This is a genomic window from Halococcus thailandensis JCM 13552 (assembly GCF_000336715.1).
GTDB classification, from domain to species: domain Archaea; phylum Halobacteriota; class Halobacteria; order Halobacteriales; family Halococcaceae; genus Halococcus; species Halococcus thailandensis.
In genome coordinates this window covers 1-16,092 of the sequence record NZ_AOMF01000162.1, presented here as the reverse complement: position 1 = coordinate 16,092, position 16,092 = coordinate 1, and the positions used below count along the sequence as shown (strand labels likewise).

At 64.9% G+C, this 16,092-nt stretch carries 11 protein-coding genes and 1 pseudogene; 8 read left to right on the top strand and 4 right to left on the bottom strand.

The window, feature by feature from the left end; all coding sequences use genetic code 11:
• The first annotated feature begins 43 nt into the window (after positions 1–43).
• Positions 44–874: a succinylglutamate desuccinylase/aspartoacylase domain-containing protein gene (locus tag C451_RS12665; protein ID WP_007741145.1), complete on the top strand. Its 831-nt coding sequence runs from the start codon at positions 44–46 to the stop codon at positions 872–874.
• Here the strand turns inward: C451_RS12665 and C451_RS12660 are convergent, their stop codons facing one another.
• Together C451_RS12660 and C451_RS12655 are read right to left on the bottom strand one after the other, a co-directional pair.
• On the bottom strand, positions 875–1,324 hold the full coding sequence (locus C451_RS12660; protein ID WP_007741142.1) for a UPF0179 family protein: 450 nt from the start codon (positions 1,322–1,324) through the stop codon (positions 875–877).
• Positions 1,325–1,372: 48 nt separating this feature from the next.
• Complete coding sequence (locus C451_RS12655; RefSeq protein WP_007741140.1) at positions 1,373–1,759, bottom strand: DUF5820 family protein; 387 nt, start codon at positions 1,757–1,759, stop codon at positions 1,373–1,375.
• Positions 1,760–2,024: 265 nt separating this feature from the next.
• On the opposite strand from C451_RS12655, the pseudogene C451_RS12650 reads away from it, so the two are divergent.
• From C451_RS12650 to C451_RS12630, 5 genes and pseudogenes are all read left to right on the top strand, one after another.
• Positions 2,025–4,053: pseudogene (locus C451_RS12650) on the top strand (PrkA family serine protein kinase).
• A complete protein-coding gene (locus tag C451_RS12645; RefSeq protein ID WP_007741137.1) occupies positions 4,053–6,341 on the top strand; it encodes a PrkA family serine protein kinase in 2,289 nt (762 codons plus the stop codon). The pseudogene C451_RS12650 and the gene C451_RS12645 overlap by 1 nt, the downstream one beginning before the upstream one ends.
• Positions 6,332–7,642 carry a YeaH/YhbH family protein gene (locus tag C451_RS12640; protein ID WP_007741136.1) on the top strand — a complete coding sequence of 437 codons (1,311 nt, stop codon included), beginning with the start codon at positions 6,332–6,334 and terminating at the stop codon, positions 7,640–7,642. The genes C451_RS12645 and C451_RS12640 overlap by 10 nt, the downstream gene beginning before the upstream one ends.
• On the top strand, positions 7,635–9,626 hold the full coding sequence (locus C451_RS12635) for a SpoVR family protein (RefSeq protein WP_007741135.1): 1,992 nt from the start codon (positions 7,635–7,637) through the stop codon (positions 9,624–9,626). Before C451_RS12640 ends, C451_RS12635 begins: the two co-directional genes overlap by 8 nt.
• 82 nt (positions 9,627–9,708) lie before the next feature.
• The gene (locus C451_RS12630; RefSeq protein WP_007741134.1) at positions 9,709–10,356 is read left to right on the top strand and encodes a helix-turn-helix domain-containing protein; all 648 of its coding nucleotides are present in this window, start codon (positions 9,709–9,711) and stop codon (positions 10,354–10,356) included.
• Positions 10,357–10,386: 30 nt separating this feature from the next.
• Here the strand turns inward: C451_RS12630 and C451_RS12625 are convergent, their stop codons facing one another.
• Positions 10,387–11,985, bottom strand: a complete 1,599-nt coding sequence (locus C451_RS12625) for a long-chain-fatty-acid--CoA ligase (protein ID WP_007741131.1) — start codon at positions 11,983–11,985, stop codon at positions 10,387–10,389.
• Between the two features lie 343 nt (positions 11,986–12,328).
• Positions 12,329–14,950 (bottom strand): valine--tRNA ligase, encoded by a 2,622-nt coding sequence (locus C451_RS12620; protein ID WP_007741129.1) that lies wholly within the window; start codon positions 14,948–14,950, stop codon positions 12,329–12,331.
• A 199-nt stretch (positions 14,951–15,149) separates the two neighbouring features.
• Here C451_RS12620 and C451_RS12615 point away from each other — a divergent pair, with 199 nt between their 5' ends.
• Together C451_RS12615 and C451_RS12610 are read left to right on the top strand one after the other, a co-directional pair.
• The gene (locus C451_RS12615) at positions 15,150–15,434 is read left to right on the top strand and encodes a hypothetical protein (RefSeq protein ID WP_007741127.1); all 285 of its coding nucleotides are present in this window, start codon (positions 15,150–15,152) and stop codon (positions 15,432–15,434) included.
• 42 nt (positions 15,435–15,476) lie between these two features.
• Positions 15,477–16,092 (top strand): NAD(P)-binding domain-containing protein (locus tag C451_RS12610; RefSeq protein ID WP_007741125.1); only part of this gene is annotated, 616 nt, incomplete at its 3' end.

The following is a 16,092-nucleotide window of genomic DNA, read 5'->3' as shown; positions in this document are numbered from 1 at the left end:
GGTACCGCGGCACTCAAAAAGGGTGGGTGAGTAGTGTGGGTAGATGCGAATCGAGCAGTTGGGCGACGGCGAGCCGGAGATCGCCGTCGTCGGTGGCATTCACGGCGACGAGCCGTGTGGCGTGCGCGCGGTCGAACAGCTCATCGAGCGGGATCCCGACGTCGAGCGCCCCGTCAAATGTATCGTCGCCAACGAGGAGGCGCTCGACCGTGACGTGCGCTACACCGACGCCGACCTCAACCGAGTGTTTCCGGGCGATCCCGACGGCGACACTCACGAGGAACGGCTCGCTGCGGCCCTGTTGGCGGAGCTCAAGGGCTGTACGACCCTCTCGATGCACTCGACCCAGTCCTACACGGGCACCTTCGCCGTTCTCGCCGACGAGACGATGGCGCTCGCCCAGTCGATCTGTCCGTATCTCACCCTCGATGCGGCCGTCGACACGAGCGCGTTCACGGAGGGGCGACTGATCGAGTACGCGCCTGTCGTCGAGGTCGAGTGTGGCTATCAGGGCTCCGCGGAGGCCACCGAGCACGCCAGCACGATCGCCGAGGAGTTCCTCGCGGCGCTCGGCGCGCTCCCCGGTGGCGAGCCACACGACGAGGGCGTGCCACTGTACCGACTTACCCACCTCATCCCGAAGGGCGCAGCCGAGGCCTACGACGTGCCGGCGACGAACTTCGAGCGCGTCGCCGTCGGCGAGACCTACGCGACGATCGACGGCGAGGAGCTCGTCGCCGACGAGCCGTTCTATCCCGTGTTGATGTCGCCCTACGGCTACGAAAACGAGTTCGGCTACGCCGCGGAGCTCGACGGACGGCTGGGCGGGTCGGCCGCCGGCGACGAGCGCGACCGGTCGGAAACGCCGCGGTAACTACTCCTCGGCGGGTGCGAACTCGACGAGCGAGAGCTCGCGATCGAGATGGCAGTAGTCGTGTGGCGGGTCGCCGATGACTTCTTGGATGCGGTATTCGGTGTCGAACTCCGCGCCGGCCGGCTCGCAGTACTCGTGGCTCGGACAGCCGGTGTGTGGACAGGGACCGTCGAGTTTCGCCTTGCTGCCCGCGTAGGCGCTTTTCGGCGAGACGTTCGCCATCACGGGCGCGGGTTCGACCTCGACGGCGCGCACCCCTGTATCGTGGACGCCACATTCGAGCGTCTGGGTGTTCTCGCGAACGCTCGTGACGCGATATTTCGTTCCCTCAGAAAGGTTGAGACACTGCTCGCGGTAGGGACAGCCCTCACAGGCGCTGGCCTCACCCTGATAGACGAACTCGGTGCCGACATCGGCGAGGCGCGTGCCGACGAGCGTGACCTGTGACATGGTCCGTGCTACGCTGCGAACGTGAATAAGAAACACGTCTCGGCAGCATCACTCCCCCGTGAGTTCGTCGAGTTTTTCGAAGTACTCCTCGCGAGGCACCTGATAGAGTTCCCGATAGTCGATCTCGCCGTCGGCGAACCGTTCGGCGAGCCCGATGGTCCCCTCGACGGCGTCCGTCCTAGCGTCGTAGTGGTCGGCATCGCGGTTGACCTCCGGTTCCAGAAACAGCGTGACGACCCACGGGTCGGTCGGGTCGGGATCGAGTTCGCTACCGGGGCGGCGCGAGCGCTGGCCGTGGGTCAGATAGAGCGTCGGAAGGCAGGGTGCGGGGAACTCGTGGCTATCGAAGACGTCGGGGCGGAAGACGAGGATGCACTGGTCGGGGCTCTCGTTCCAGATCGTCCACGAATCGGGCAGCGCGTCGAACTCGCTCATGGGCGCTCTCGGTGGCGAGCGCCCAAATCCTCGGCGGTCGGTGCGGGCGTCGCACACGGAGGCTTCGGGAGGAATATGGCATAAGTAGGGGCAACAGTTATATGTGTTAATCCTTTTTCTCCTACTAGTATTGGTGGGTCATGCTACCGCGGTACGCTGCCGCGAACCTCCGGTACGGCTCGCCGATCTCGACGCGCCGCCCACGACCGACACGGACGACTACCGCGGTGAGTCCGCGCGTGGCTCCCGCGAGAGAGATACAACAATGTCAGGCGACACCAACACGCTCGAAGCGCTCAGCGAGGAGTACCGTGCATCGATCCCGACCGACCTCCGCACGGCGCGCACGTTCCAGTGGTATCTGGACGAACTCCGCGAGGAGCCAGCGATCGCCCGCAACGCCCACCAACGCGTCGCGGACATGTTCGACTTCTACGGCAGCGAGTACGACGAGGAGACGGGCGTCGTCGAGTACCATCTCGCTTCCGAGGATCCGCTCGGCGAGGGCGAGAACACCTTCTACGGCCGCGAGATCCACGAGGCCATCCACGAGTTCGTCAACAAGGCCAAATCCGGCGCGCGCGGGCTCGGGCCGGAACCTGTCTCTTATACACATNCGCTACTTCGAGGACTACACGATGCGCGAGGACGGCCGGATGTACACCTTCCGCTGGACGAACCTGGCCGACGTGATCGCCGACCAGGATCCCGCCGACGACGTCGTTCGTTCGCCGATGAACCAGGATCCGCTGGTGCTCCTCCCGCTCGATCAGCGCAAACGCGTCGTCGAAGAACTGAACGAGCGTCTCGATGCGCCCTACACGATCCAGAACGAGCAATCGCTCGACCCCGCGAGCGAGTTCTACATGGACTCCCTACTCGGCTACTACGACGACGACCTCCAGCAGGTGCTCGAAAACCACGTCGAGGTGATGCGGCTCACCGCCGACGAGAACAAGCGTCAGGCGATCGAGACCTTCGAGCCGAAGGACAAGAAAAATCAGGACGAGACCGAGCTGACGGGCGACGTCAACTACTCGAAGATCGCGGTCTACGGGGAGAGCGATCCGAGAGCCTTCGACTACTCGGGTGCGTTCTGTAACGCCAATCGGGGCATCTTCTCCGGTGAGGAGCTCCTCAAACTCCAGCGGGAGTTCCTCTACGACTTCCTCCACGCCACCCAGGAGATGACCATCAAACCGAAGAGCAACCCGCGAATGGACATCGACCAGGTGATCGTCGGGCGGACGAACATGCCCGAGTACAAGGAAAAGAAGGGCGACGAGAAGATGGAGGCGTTCAACGACCGGACGAAGCGGATCGACTTCCCCTACGTGCTCCAGTACGACGAGGAGGCGAACATCTACCGGAAGATGCTCGCGAACGCCGACGTGCCCGACATCCACGTCGAGCCCCACACCCTGGAGATGGCCGGTCTGTTCGGCGTGCTCACCCGGATCGAGGAACCCGATTCGGGGACTGTCGATCTGCTCCAGAAAGCCAAAGCCTACAACGGCGAGATCGACGAGGCCGAGGATATCGACGTCAAGAAACTGCGCGAGGAGGCGACCGACACCGCCGAGATCGGTGAGGGGATGGAGGGGGTGAGCCCGCGGTTCATCGGCGACGAGATATCCGAGGCGATCATGGACTCGATGCACCGGGAGCGAGGGTTCCTCTCGCCGCTGACGACGTTCAACCACCTGGAGGGCAACCTCGAAAACCACGGCTCGATCGCCGAGGATCTCTTCGACACCTACTACCGCTACCTCGAACTCGTCCGCGAGGAGTACCGCGAGCGCGCGATCGAGGACGTCCGCCACGCGCTCGCCTACGATCTCGACGAGATCCAGCGCCAGGGCGAGAAGTACATGGATCACGTGATGGCCTACATCGACGACGACACCGTCGAGGACGAGCTCACCGGGCGCGAACAGGGGCCCGACGAGACCTTTCTCAGATCCGTCGAGGAGAAACTCGACGTGCCGGAGGACAGAAAAGACGACTTCCGTCAGGAGGTCTCGAACTGGGTGTCGCGGCGCGCTCGCGAGGGCGATACGTTCAACCCGCAGGACAACGACCGCCTGCGGCGGGCCCTGGAGCGCAAGCTCTGGGAGGACAAGAAACACAACATCAACTTCTCGGCGCTGGTGTCGTCGGGGGAGATGGACGACGAGGAGCGCAGCGCGTGGATCGACGCGCTGATCGAACAGGGCTACACCCGTGGTGGGGCCAAGGAGGTGCTCGAATTCGCCGGTGCCGAAGTCGCCAAAACCGAACTGGAAGACGAGTGATGACTGACCGAGAGAGCGGCGAGAGCTACGTCACCGCGGCCGACCGCGCGCTCCAGGAGACCTACGAGGAGCCGATGAGCCTCGCCGAATACGTCGATGCGGCGCTCTCCCAGCCCCGGATCGCCGCCCACGCCGCGAAATATCTCGTCGCCGCCATCGAGGCTGCCGGGACCCGCACCGTGATCGAGGAGGGCGAGGAGACCGAGCGCTACCGGTTCTTCGACGACCCGCACAACGACGGCGAGCACGCGATCCTCGGCAACACCGCGGTGCTCAACGCGTTCGTCGACGATCTGCGCTCGATCGCCGCCGGCCGGGGGAAAGACGAGAAGATCATCTGGCTCGCCGGCCCCACGGCGACGGGCAAGTCCGAACTGAAGCGCTGTCTCATCAACGGGTTGCGCGAGTTCTCGAAGACCGACGCCGGCCGGCGCTACACCGTCGAGTGGAACGTCGCGGGTCTCGGCGAGTCGGCCGGGCTGACCTACGGCGGCGAGTACCGCGACGACGAGGACGACTGGTACGAGAGCCCCGTCCAGTCGCATCCACTCACCGTCTTCCCGCCGGAGGTGCGCGCTGAGATCGTCGACGCGCTCAACGAGCGCAGCGACGATCACGTTCCGATCGCCGTCGAGGGTCGCCTCGATCCGTTCTGTCGCGAGGCCTACGACTACCTCGAGGAGCGCTATCGTCGCGATGGGGTGCGAGACCTGTTCTCGGCCGTGACGGATCGACGCCATCTCCGGGTGAAGAACTACGTCGTCGACGTCGGGCAGGGGATCGGCGTGCTCCACTCCGAGGACGACGGCTCGCCCAAAGAGCGGCTCGTCGGCTCGTGGATGGCAGGGATGGTGCGCGAGCTCGACTCGCGCGGGCGAAAGAACCCGCAGGCGTTCTCCTACGACGGCGTGCTCTCGCAGGGCAACGGACTGTTGACGATCGTCGAGGACGCCGCCCAGCACGCGGATCTGCTCCGCAAGCTGCTCAACGTGCCCGACGAGGGGTCGGTGAAGCTCGACAAAGGGATCGGGATGGACGTCGACACGCAGATGATCATTATCTCGAACCCCGACCTCGAAGCACAGCTGAACCAGCACGCGGAGCGCAACGCCGACGATCCGCTGAAGGCGCTCAAGCGCCGCCTCGACAGGCGCGAGTTCGACTATCTCACGAACATTTCGCTCGAAGCCGAGCTCATCCGACGCGAACTCGCGAACGAGACCACGATCTGGCGTGCAGAGAGCTACGAGGCGCTCGAACGGACGATCGCCGAGCCGGTCACGGTGTCGGTCGGCGGTGACGACGACGTCTCCGAGATCGAACTCGCCCCACACGCGGTCGGGGCGGCCGCGCTCTACAGCGTCGTCACGCGCCTCGACGACGATGACCTCCCGGCGGGGATGGAGCTCGTCGACAAGGCGCTGCTGTTCGACCGCGGCTATCTCCAGCACGGCGACGAGCGTACCGAGCGCGAGACGTTCGATTTCGACGAGGACAGCGCCGACGGCGAGAGTGGGATCCCCGTCACCTACACGCGCGACGTCATCGCCGATCTGCTGTACGCCGAGCGCGAGCGCCACCATGCCGATCTCCCCGTCGAGGACGTCGTCATGCCACAGGACGTCCTGGACGCGATGGCGGCCGAACTGGCCGAGGCACCGGTGTTCTCGACGACCGAGCGCGGCGAGTTCGAGAGCCGCGTGGTCCAGGTGAAAAACCAGGTGTTCGAGCGCCAGCGCGAGGACGTGCTCGAAGCGCTGCTGCACGACAAGCGCGTCGACGAGGCAACCGTCGCCGAGTACGTCGAACACGTCTACGCGTGGGCGGCGGACGAACAGGTCGAGAACGACCGCGGCGAGCGCGAGGAGCCCGACCCGCTCGTGATGAAGGTCTTCGAGACCGAGCATCTCGGGCGGTTCGGCTCCGAGAGCTACGACGGCAGTCAGCCCTCGCCGGCAGTCAGGGAGTTCCGCATGGAGAAGATCATCACCGCGCTCAACCGGCACGCGTGGCACAGCCGCGACGACGAGTTCCGGGCGAGTGACGTCGCACTCACCGAGATCCCGGTGATCGACACCGTGCTCGGGAGCCACGACTGGGACGACGTCCGGCGGGCCTACGAGGACTTCGACCCGCGCCAGTGGGAGGACCCGCCCAGCGGAACCGAGACGGCGCGACTGAAGGAACAGACGATCGAAAAGATGGTCGAGCTGTTCGACTACAGCGCGGCGAGCGCCGAGTTGACCAGCCGGCACGTCATGGGACAGGTGAGCTACCGATGGGACTGAGGGAGGATCTCGAACGCTACCGTGAGGTCGGCGAGGAGCGCCGCGAGGACCTCGCGGAGTTCATTCAGTACGGCGACCTCGGCGGGAGCGGCCCGGAGTCGGTGCGGGTGCCCGTGAAGATCATCGACCTGCCGGGCTTCGAGTACGACAAGCGCGATCAGGGCGGTGTCGGACAGGGCGACGGCGACACGCCACAGCCGGGCCAGCCGGTCGGCCAGCCCGAGCCGGGTGACGAGGAGGGCGAGGCCGGCGAAGAGGGCGGCGAGCACGAATACTACGAGATGGATCCCGAGGAGTTCGCACAGGAACTCGACGAGCGGCTGGGGCTCGATCTCGAACCGAAGGGCAAGCGCGTCGTCGAGGAGACCGAGGGCGATTACACCGACGTCAGCAGGACGGGACCGAACAGCACGCTCGATTTCGAGCGGATGTTCAAGGAGGGGCTGAAGCGCAAGCTCGCGATGGATTTCGACCGCGAGTACGTCCGCGAGGCGCTCAGAGTCGATGGAATGGGCCCCGACAGTGTCTTCGAGTGGGCGCGCGGCAAGCATCTGCCCGTCTCGCGAGCGTGGCTCGACGACGAGTACACCAAACTCGCGGCCAGCGAGCGCACGCGCTGGTCGTCGATCGAGACGATGGAGCGCAACGTCGACGAAGAGGACACTGCCACCCGCATCCGCAAGGAGGGGGTCGATCACGTGCCCTTCCGTCGCGAGGACGAGCGCTATCGTTACCCCGAGATCGTCGAGGAGCACGAGAAGAACGTCGTCGTCGTGAACATCCGCGACGTGTCGGGCTCGATGCGCGAACAGAAGCGCGAGCTCGTCGAGCGGACGTTCACGCCGCTCGACTGGTACTTGACTGGGAAATACGATCGCGCCGAGTTCGTCTACATCGCCCACGACGCCGAGGCGTGGCGCGTCGAGCGCGAGGAGTTCTTCGGCATCCGATCTGGAGGAGGGACCAAGATTTCGAGTGCGTACGAGCTCGCGGCGGCGATCCTCGACGAGGAGTACCCGTGGAACGACTGGAACAGATACGTGTTCGCGGCGGGCGACTCCGAGAACTCCTCGAACGACACCGAGGAGCACGTGATCCCGCAGATGGAGGCGATTCCGGCCAATCTCCACGCCTACGTCGAGACACAGCCCTCGGGGAACGCGATCAACGCGACGCACGCCGAAGAGGTCGAACGACACTTCCACGGCAGCGACAACGTCGCCGTCGCGTACGTCAACGGGCCGGGCGACGTCGTCGACGCGATCGAGACCATCCTGAACACCGAGGACGACAATGAATGACCGCATCACCGCACAGCGAACGGCCGACAGCCTCGAAGAGCCGGTGAGCGAGGCTGCGAACCTCGCCCACAAGCTGGGACTCGATCCCTATCGGGTGAACTACTGGATCGTCGACTACGACGAGATGAACGAGCTCATCGCCTACGACGGGTTCCAGACCAGATATCCGCACTGGCGCTGGGGGATGAAATACGACCGCCAGCAGAAACAGAACCAGTTCCTCGGCGGGAAGGCCTTCGAGATCGTCAACAACGACGACCCCGCCCACGCGTTCCTCCAGGAATCGAACAGCCTCGCCGACCAGAAGGCCGTCATCACCCACGTCGAGGCACACGCCGATTTCTTCGCGCACAACCAGTGGTTCGGTCTGTTCACCGGCGGCGGAACGCCGGACGCGGCGGCAATGCTCGCGCGACACGCCGACGCGATCGCCGCGTTCATGCGCGATCCCGACATCGAGCGCGAGGCCGTCGAAAGCTGGATCGACACGATCCAGTGTCTGGAGACGAACATCGACCGCCACCGGGCGTTCGAGAGCGCGAGCGCGGAGGAGGTGCCGGGGATCGAGGACGACGACATCGCCGACCGCCTCGACGAGCTCGATCTCGGGGCCGACGTCGTCAGCGAGGTGTTCGACGACGACTGGCTCGAAGCACAGCGCGAGGAGGAGCCATCGGGAGCGATCCCGCCCGAGCCCGAACCCGATCTGCTCGCCTTCCTCTTCCGACACGGAATGGCCTACGACGAGGAGAGCGAGAAGGCCGTCGAGATGGAGGAGTGGCAGCGGACGGTTTTGGAACTGCTTCGCCGGGAGGCCTACTACTTCGCCGCCCAGCGGATGACGAAGGTGATGAACGAGGGCTGGGCGGCCTACTGGGAGTCGATGATGATGGGCGAGGAGAACTTCGCCGGCACCGACGAGTTCCTGAGCTACGCCGACCATCAGGCGCGCGTGCTCGCCTCACCGGGGCTCAATCCGTACAAACTCGGCAAGGAGCTCTGGGAGTACATCGAGAACTCGGTCAATCGTCGCGAGGTCTGCGAGCGCCTGCTCCGGGTGGAGGGGATCACGTGGCGCAACTTCCACGACGTGGTCGATTTCGAGACCGTCGCGGCGGCGCTCGCGCCCGATCCCGTCATCGACCGGATCGCGGACGATGGGCTCGCGGCGTTCGATCCTGACGACCCACGAATCGACAGCAAGGCGCTCGCAGCGGCGAAAGACGGTGAGATCGACGTCGATCGCTACCCCTGGAAACTCCTCACCTACGAGGGAATGGCCGAGCGCCACTACTCGCTCGCCAAACCGCAGAACAGCGGCTTCCTCCAGCGGACGAGTCGCGAGGAACTCGAACGGATCTCGCGATATCTGTTCGACGATTCGCGCTACGGCGACGTCGACGAGGCGCTCGCCGACGTCGAGTACACTGCGGGCTGGGATCGCCTCTTCGAGATCCGCGAGAGCCACAACGACGTGACCTTCCTCGACGAGTTCCTCTCCCAGGAGTTCGTCGACGACAACGACTACTTCACCTACGAGTACACGCAGGCCACAGGTGATTATCGGGCGACCTCGACGGACTACGAGGACGTGAAGAAGAAGCTCCTGCTCCAGTTCACCAACTTCGGCAAACCCACGATTACTGTTCAGGACGGCAACTACAACAACCGCAACGAACTGCTGCTCGCTCACCACTACAACGGCGTGATGCTCGACGTCGAACAGGCACGACAGACCCTCGAACGCGTGTTCGATCTCTGGGGACGGCCGGTCAACCTCAAGACGATCGTCAAGGAACTCGACGAGCACGACCTCGAAGTCGCCAAGCGCCGCGAGCGCGAACCCGATCCCGACGAGCGCGGCAAGCTCATCCGCTACGACGGCGAATCGTTCACCGTCGAGGATCTCCCGTGGAGCGAGGTCGAGGGGATCGCCGCGACGGACGTCGATTACGACACGAAACCCGACGAGTGGCTCGCGTGAACCCCCGACCGACGACGATACTGTCACATCCGAAAGGGCTATCGTTCGGACCGGTATCAGTACGCACGATGGGGCGAGCGCCATGAGGTATTTCGAGTTCACGATCAAACCCGACGACGGGGCGATCCATCCCGTCGATAGCGTCATCATCGAGACGCCCGGCGTCACGCGCGAGGCGCTCGTCCACGTCAACGCGCTCGCCAACGGGACGGGCGTGATGCTCTATCGGCTCCGTGGCGATCCCGAGAGGCTCCAAACACGTCTCGACGGTCATCCGGAGCTGCTCTCGTGTTCGTCGATCGCCGTCGAGGGCGAGACGTTCCACTTCTACGTCCACGTTAAGCCGGGCCAGCCCGCCGGCCGGCTGATGTCCGTCGCCCAGAAGTACGCACTGATGATCGTCCCGCCGCTGGCGTTCGTCGAAGGTGGACTGCGTATTACCGTCGTCGGTACCCACGAGATGCTCCAGCAGGCGCTCGAAGAGCTCCCCGAAGAGACGCGCATCACCGTCGAACAGGTCGGCGAGTATTCACCCGACGAGCGGAACGTGCTCTCGCTGCTGACCGACCGTCAGCTCGAAGTGTTCGAGACCGCCGTCGAGAACGGCTACTACGAGGTGCCGCGACAGGCGACCCACGAGGACATCGCCGGTACGCTCGACTGCGCGCCGAGCACGGTCGACGAACATCTCCGAAAGGCCGAATCGCGGATCCTCACGTCGCTCGTCTGAAACTCGAAGACCGGATCGGTCCTACTCGATTCAGCCCTGTCCGACGAGTCGTTCCTCGTCCTCCCAGTAATCCTCGCGGAGTTCGTATTTCTGGACCTTTCCGGTGGCGGTCTCGGGCAGATCGTCGACGAACTCGACGGTCTTCGGGATCTTGTAGCGCGCGAGGTGTTCGCCAGCGAACTCGCGGACGGCTTCGCCCGTGAGGTCGGCGTCGGGTTTCTCGACGACGAGCGCCGTCACCGCCTCGCCCCACTCGTCGCTCGGTGTGGGGATGACGGCCGCCTTGGCGATGTCGGGGTGATCGTAGAGGACGTCCTCGACGGCGATCGAGGAGACGTTCTCGCCGCCGGAGATGATGATGTCTTTTTCCCTGTCTTGGATCGCCACCATCCCGTCCTCGTCCATCGTCGCGAGATCGCCGGTGTGGAAGTAGCCGGGGAGTTTGGCGGTGAACGCCTCCTCGGTCGCCTCGGGCTTGTTGAGATAGCGATCCATCACCTGGTTGCCCTTGACGACGATCTCGCCGAGCGTCGCGCCGTCGCGCGGCACGTCGTTGCCGTCGTCGTCGACGACCCTGACGTCGGTGGCGAGCACCTCGCTACCCTGCTTCACCTTGAGGTCGCGCCCGTGTTCGGCGAGTCGCCGTGGCGAGTTCGAGGAGGTGATCAGCGGTGCGGTCTCGGTCAGTCCGTAGAGATGGATGATCCGCCAGCCGATGTCGTCCTCGATGCTCGAGAGAGTGGCGGTCGCGGGCGCGCTGCCGGCGGTGGCGATGCGCACGTCGCGGTCGCCGGTCGTCACAACCTCTGGATTCTCGTCGTAGTGGGCGATGAGCCGGTTGAGAACTGTGGGCGCGCCACAGAGGTAGGAGACGTCGTACTCGCGCACCCGTTCGAGAGTCCCCTCGGGCTCGAACGTGCGCTGGCAGACGTGGGTCGCGCCCGTCCCGGTGATGGCGTAGGTGTGGCCCCAGCCGTTGCAGTGGAACATCGGCAGCGTCCAGAGATAGGTGTCGTCGTCGCGGATCTCCTTGTGGTGGTTGAGGACGAGCGCGTGCCAGTGCTCGGTCCGATGGGTCCGGACGACGCCCTTCGGATCGCCGGTCGTCCCCGACGTGTAGTTGATCGAGGCGTCGTCGTCCTCCGCGATCTCTGGTCGGTCGGGTCGCTCGCTCGGCTGAGCCGCGAGCCACTCCTCGTAGTCCACCCAGTCGCCGTCGATGGCATCGGCCTCGTAGCCGACGAACGACTCGGCGGGCACCGAGTCGCGCACCGCCTCGACGTTCTCGGCGTACTCGTGATCGGCGATGACGACGTCGGCCCCGCAGTCGTTCAGGATATACTCGAAATCGTCGGGCACCAGCAGGTAGTTCATCGGGACGAACACGGCTCCGAGCTGGTTCACGCCGTAGAGCGTCTCGAGGAAGTAGTGCGTGTTCGGCGAGAGCAACGCCACCCGATCGCCCTGCTCGACACCCATCTCGCGCAGGGCGTGCGAAACCTGATTCACCCGCTCGGCGAACTCGCCGTACGTGTATTCGGTGCCGTCGTGAGCGATCACGCCGACGACGTCCGAATAGAGATCGACCGCCCGATCCAGGAAGTCGGTCGTCAACATATCCACCTTCATGAACTATCCAACACTCTTCGTGGGCGACGACTAATGCCTTTCGCCCACTTTTTTACTGCGGAGGGTCGCCTACGGCGACCCCCGCTTGCAAAAACCTGGACTAAAAACTCCCGCTCACTCGGCCTTCGGCCTCGTTCGCGGCGAACCGCGCTCGCTCCGCTCGCGCGGACACGATCACTCTCCACAACCCGCACAGCACCGCCGAAGCCCTCGACCGCTTCGCGGTCTCGCCCTTCATCCACCAGGAGAGCAAACTCTCCTGAGCCTCGGCTCGCGTCGCTCGCCGAGACGCCAGGCACCGCTGCCGCCGGTCAGCGGGACCGCATCGGCGGCACCCACCGAATCAGGGGAAGACGAGCACCGTCGCACCGTCGGCATCGAGCACTTCGACGGTCTCGCCCGCCGCGCGCTGCTCGTGGCGAACGTCGACCGCGTCGCCGTCGAGCACCACGACCTCGCCGTTGGCGTCGAGTTCGATCTCACCCTGCTCGCGTTTCTGTGTCGCGATATCCTCCGGATCGGCGTCTTCGAGCGCGCCGACGACCGCACCTGCCTGATCGCGGAATTTTGGGCCGATCGTACTGTGGTCCGGATCGACTTCGACGGGCACCATCTCGATGTCCGGCTCGCCCGCCGCGACTTCGATCGGGGCGTTGACCGTCGCACGCAGATCGTCGGTATCGAACTCGTCGATGCCGTCGTCGGGATAGATCTCGACGCGATCGAGATCGGCGTTGAGCGCCATCCCGGTCTCCGATTTCCAGGCCCGGACCGCGCTCGCCACTGCCGCGATGCGCTCGCCACGGGCCTCCACGCTCTCGTCTTCGGCGTCGAGTTCGGGCCACCCGGCCGCATGGACGCTGCCCGACGTTCCGGGGAGATGACGGTAGGTCTCCTCGGCGAGGAACGGCGAGAAGGGTGCGAGCATGCGGATCGAGGCCGACAGAACTGTGGAGAGCGTTTGCCGAGCGGCGGCTTGCTCCTCGGGACTCCCCTCGTAGAGCCGCCCCTTGATCAGTTCGAGGTAATCGTCGGCGAGATCGTGCCAGACGAACTCCCTGACCGTCCGGAGCGCGCGATCGAACCGATGCTCGTCCATGTCGGCGGCCACGTCGTCGGCGATGCGCGCGCACTTCGAGTGAATCCAGCGGTCGGCGTCGGTATATGCTGGCTCCGCTTCGTCAGTATCGTCGAGATGGTCGCTCGCGAAGCGCGTGATGTTCCAGAGTTTCGTCAGGAACCGCGAGGCACTCGTCACCTCCTTGTGCTGGAACTGGATGTCCGAACCGGGCTGGCCGCCGAGCGCGATCGCCTGCCGGAAGGCGTCGGCCGACTGCTCCTCGACGACGTCGATCGGTGCGACCGAGTTGTCCTTCGACTTGCTCATCTTGTTGCCGTCCGTCCCCAGGACCATCCCGTTGATCAGCGCTTCCTCCCACGGCTTCTCGTCTTCGAGCGCCGCCGTCCGGAGGATCGTGTAGAACGCCCACGTCCGGATGATGTCGTGGCCCTGCTCACGGAGCTGGACGGGCTCGAAGGACTCTTCGGGCCAGCCCGCCGCGTGGAGCGCCGAGATCGACGAGTCCATCCACGTGTCCATCACGTCGGTCTCGCCCGTCCACTCGCTCGCGCCACACTCCGGACAGTCGATAGCGGGGTCGTCCTCGGTCGGTTTCGCGGGCAGATCGTCCAGCGTGGCGATATGCCAGTGGCCACAGTCGTCGCACGACCACGCCGGGATCGGGGTGGCGAACACGCGCTGGCGGGAGATCACCCAGTCCCAGTCCATCCCCTCGGTCCACTCCTCCAGGCGACCGTACATGTGCTCGGGGATCCAGTCGATCTCGCGGGCTTTCGAGAGGATTTCCTCCTGATCGACGCGGACGAACCACTGCTCCTTCGAGAGGATCTCGATCGGTGTATCACACCGCCAGCACGCACCCACCGACTGCTCGATCGGCTCCTCGTCTTCGAGATATCCCTCCCGCTGGAGCGCAGCGGTGATCTCTTCCTTCGCCTCGTCGAGATCGAGCCCGCCGAACTCCGGGACGCTCTCGTCGAGACGACCGTCCTCTGTGACGACAGGTCGGAGATCGAGATCGTACTCGGCCCACCAGTCGACGTCCTGTTTGTCGCCGAAAGTACAGATCATCACCGCTCCCGTCCCGAAGTCGCCGTCGACGGCCTCGTCGGCGATCAGTTCGACCTCTTGGCCAAAGAGTGGCACCTCGAAACGGTCGCCGATGCGGTCGGCGTAGCGCTCGTCGTCGGGATCGACCGCCATGCCGACACAGGCCGCGAGCAACTCCGGACGCGTGGTGGCGATGTCTATGTCGTCGTTGTCGATGCCGGAGAATTGGACGGTCGCGAGCGTCCCCTGACTGTCGACGTTCTCGACCTCGGCGTCGGCGATGGCCGTCTCACAGCGCGGACACCAGTTGACGGGATGTTCGTCACGATGGACGTAGCCCTCGTCGGCCATCTCGACGAACGAGCGCTGGGTCTTCGCCCAGTAGTCGGGGTCCATCGTCCGGAACTCCTGCTCCCAGTCCTGCGAGAAGCCCAGACGCTGCATCGTCTCCTTCATCGCATCGATCTGGCCCTCCGTGTGCTCGATGCAAAGCTCCCGGAACTCCTCGCGAGAGACGTCCGTCCGGCGAATCCCCTGGTTCTCCTCGACCTTCACCTCGGTGGGCAGCCCGTGGCAGTCCCAGCCCTGCGGGAAGGAGACGTTCTCGCCCTGAAGACGGTGATACCGGGCGGCGAAGTCCATGTAACACCAGCCGAGCGCGTTTCCGATGTGGAAATCGCCCGTCGGGTACGGCGGTGGTGTATCGATGACGTACTGCGTGTCAGTATCGGTGGTTTCGTCGGCATCGTAGCGATACAGCTCGGAATCGGCCCACTCCTCGCGCCATTTGGCTTCGAGGGTGGTCGGGTCGTAGCTCTCTGCTAGCTCTGTCATGGTGAGAATGCCTGCGGCCGGTCAAGTAACGGTGTCGAAACGGCGGTTCGGTCAGCGACGTACTACCGCTGCCATCGCGTCCATAGCCCATCCACGCGAGTCGGTCGGATAAACGTTCGCGTTCTGCAGGTCACGAGTATACCCACGACCATCTCGCCGGAGCCGTCAGCGACTTGTTCGTGAAACGGTATCAATAGACATGAACCTGCTCCTTCGCGTGCTCGTCGGCGCGTTCGTCTGTGTCGCGCCGTCGCTGTTGTTCCTCGGGCTCTGGCACGGCCTCCAGCGCATGCAGGACGGCGAGTTCGTCGAGCAGGTCGCCGGCAACCACGGAACGACCGTCGAGGACCTGTTGCCGACCACCTCCAGCGAGCACGATCTCGACTCGACCGAACGCCGCCGGTTGCGACGCATGGCCGTCGAGGGCGACGGAACGTCCGGATTCGACGACTCGATCACAACGGACGAGGAGCCACCCGGATAGCGGAACCACAACCCCTACCTGCGCGCCCGCGGAGGGAGGGGTATGCAACTGGGCGTCGTCGGACTCGGGCGGATGGGACGGATCGTCGCCGGGCGCGCACTCGATGGCGGCCATCGCGTGGTCGCCTTCGACACGGACGAACAGGCGGTCGCGGCCGCCGCCGAGGTCGGTGCCGAACCGGCCGACTCCGTCCCGGAACTCGCCGAAAAACTCGGCGAGAACAAGCGAATCTGGCTGATGGTGCCCGCCGGCGAGGCCATCGACGCCGTGCTCGCCGATCTCGAACCCCACCTCGACGGCGACGATGTCGTCGTCGACGGCGGCAACTCTCACTTCGAAGCGTCGGTCCGCCGGGCCGAATCGATCCCGGCGGCGTATCTCGACTGCGGGACCTCGGGCGGACCGGCGGGTGCGGAAGTCGGCTTTTCGTTGATGATCGGCGGACCAGAGTGGGCCTACGAGGAACTCTCGCCGGTGTTCGACGCCGTCGCCACCGGTCCGGAAGGTCACGACAGGATGGGGCCGGCGGGTGCGGGCCACTACGTGAAGATGATCCACAACGGCGTCGAGTACGCGCTGATGGAGGCCTATGGTGAGGGGTTCGAACTGCTTCACAATGGTCGGTACCTGTCTCTTATACACATCTCTGAGCGGGCTG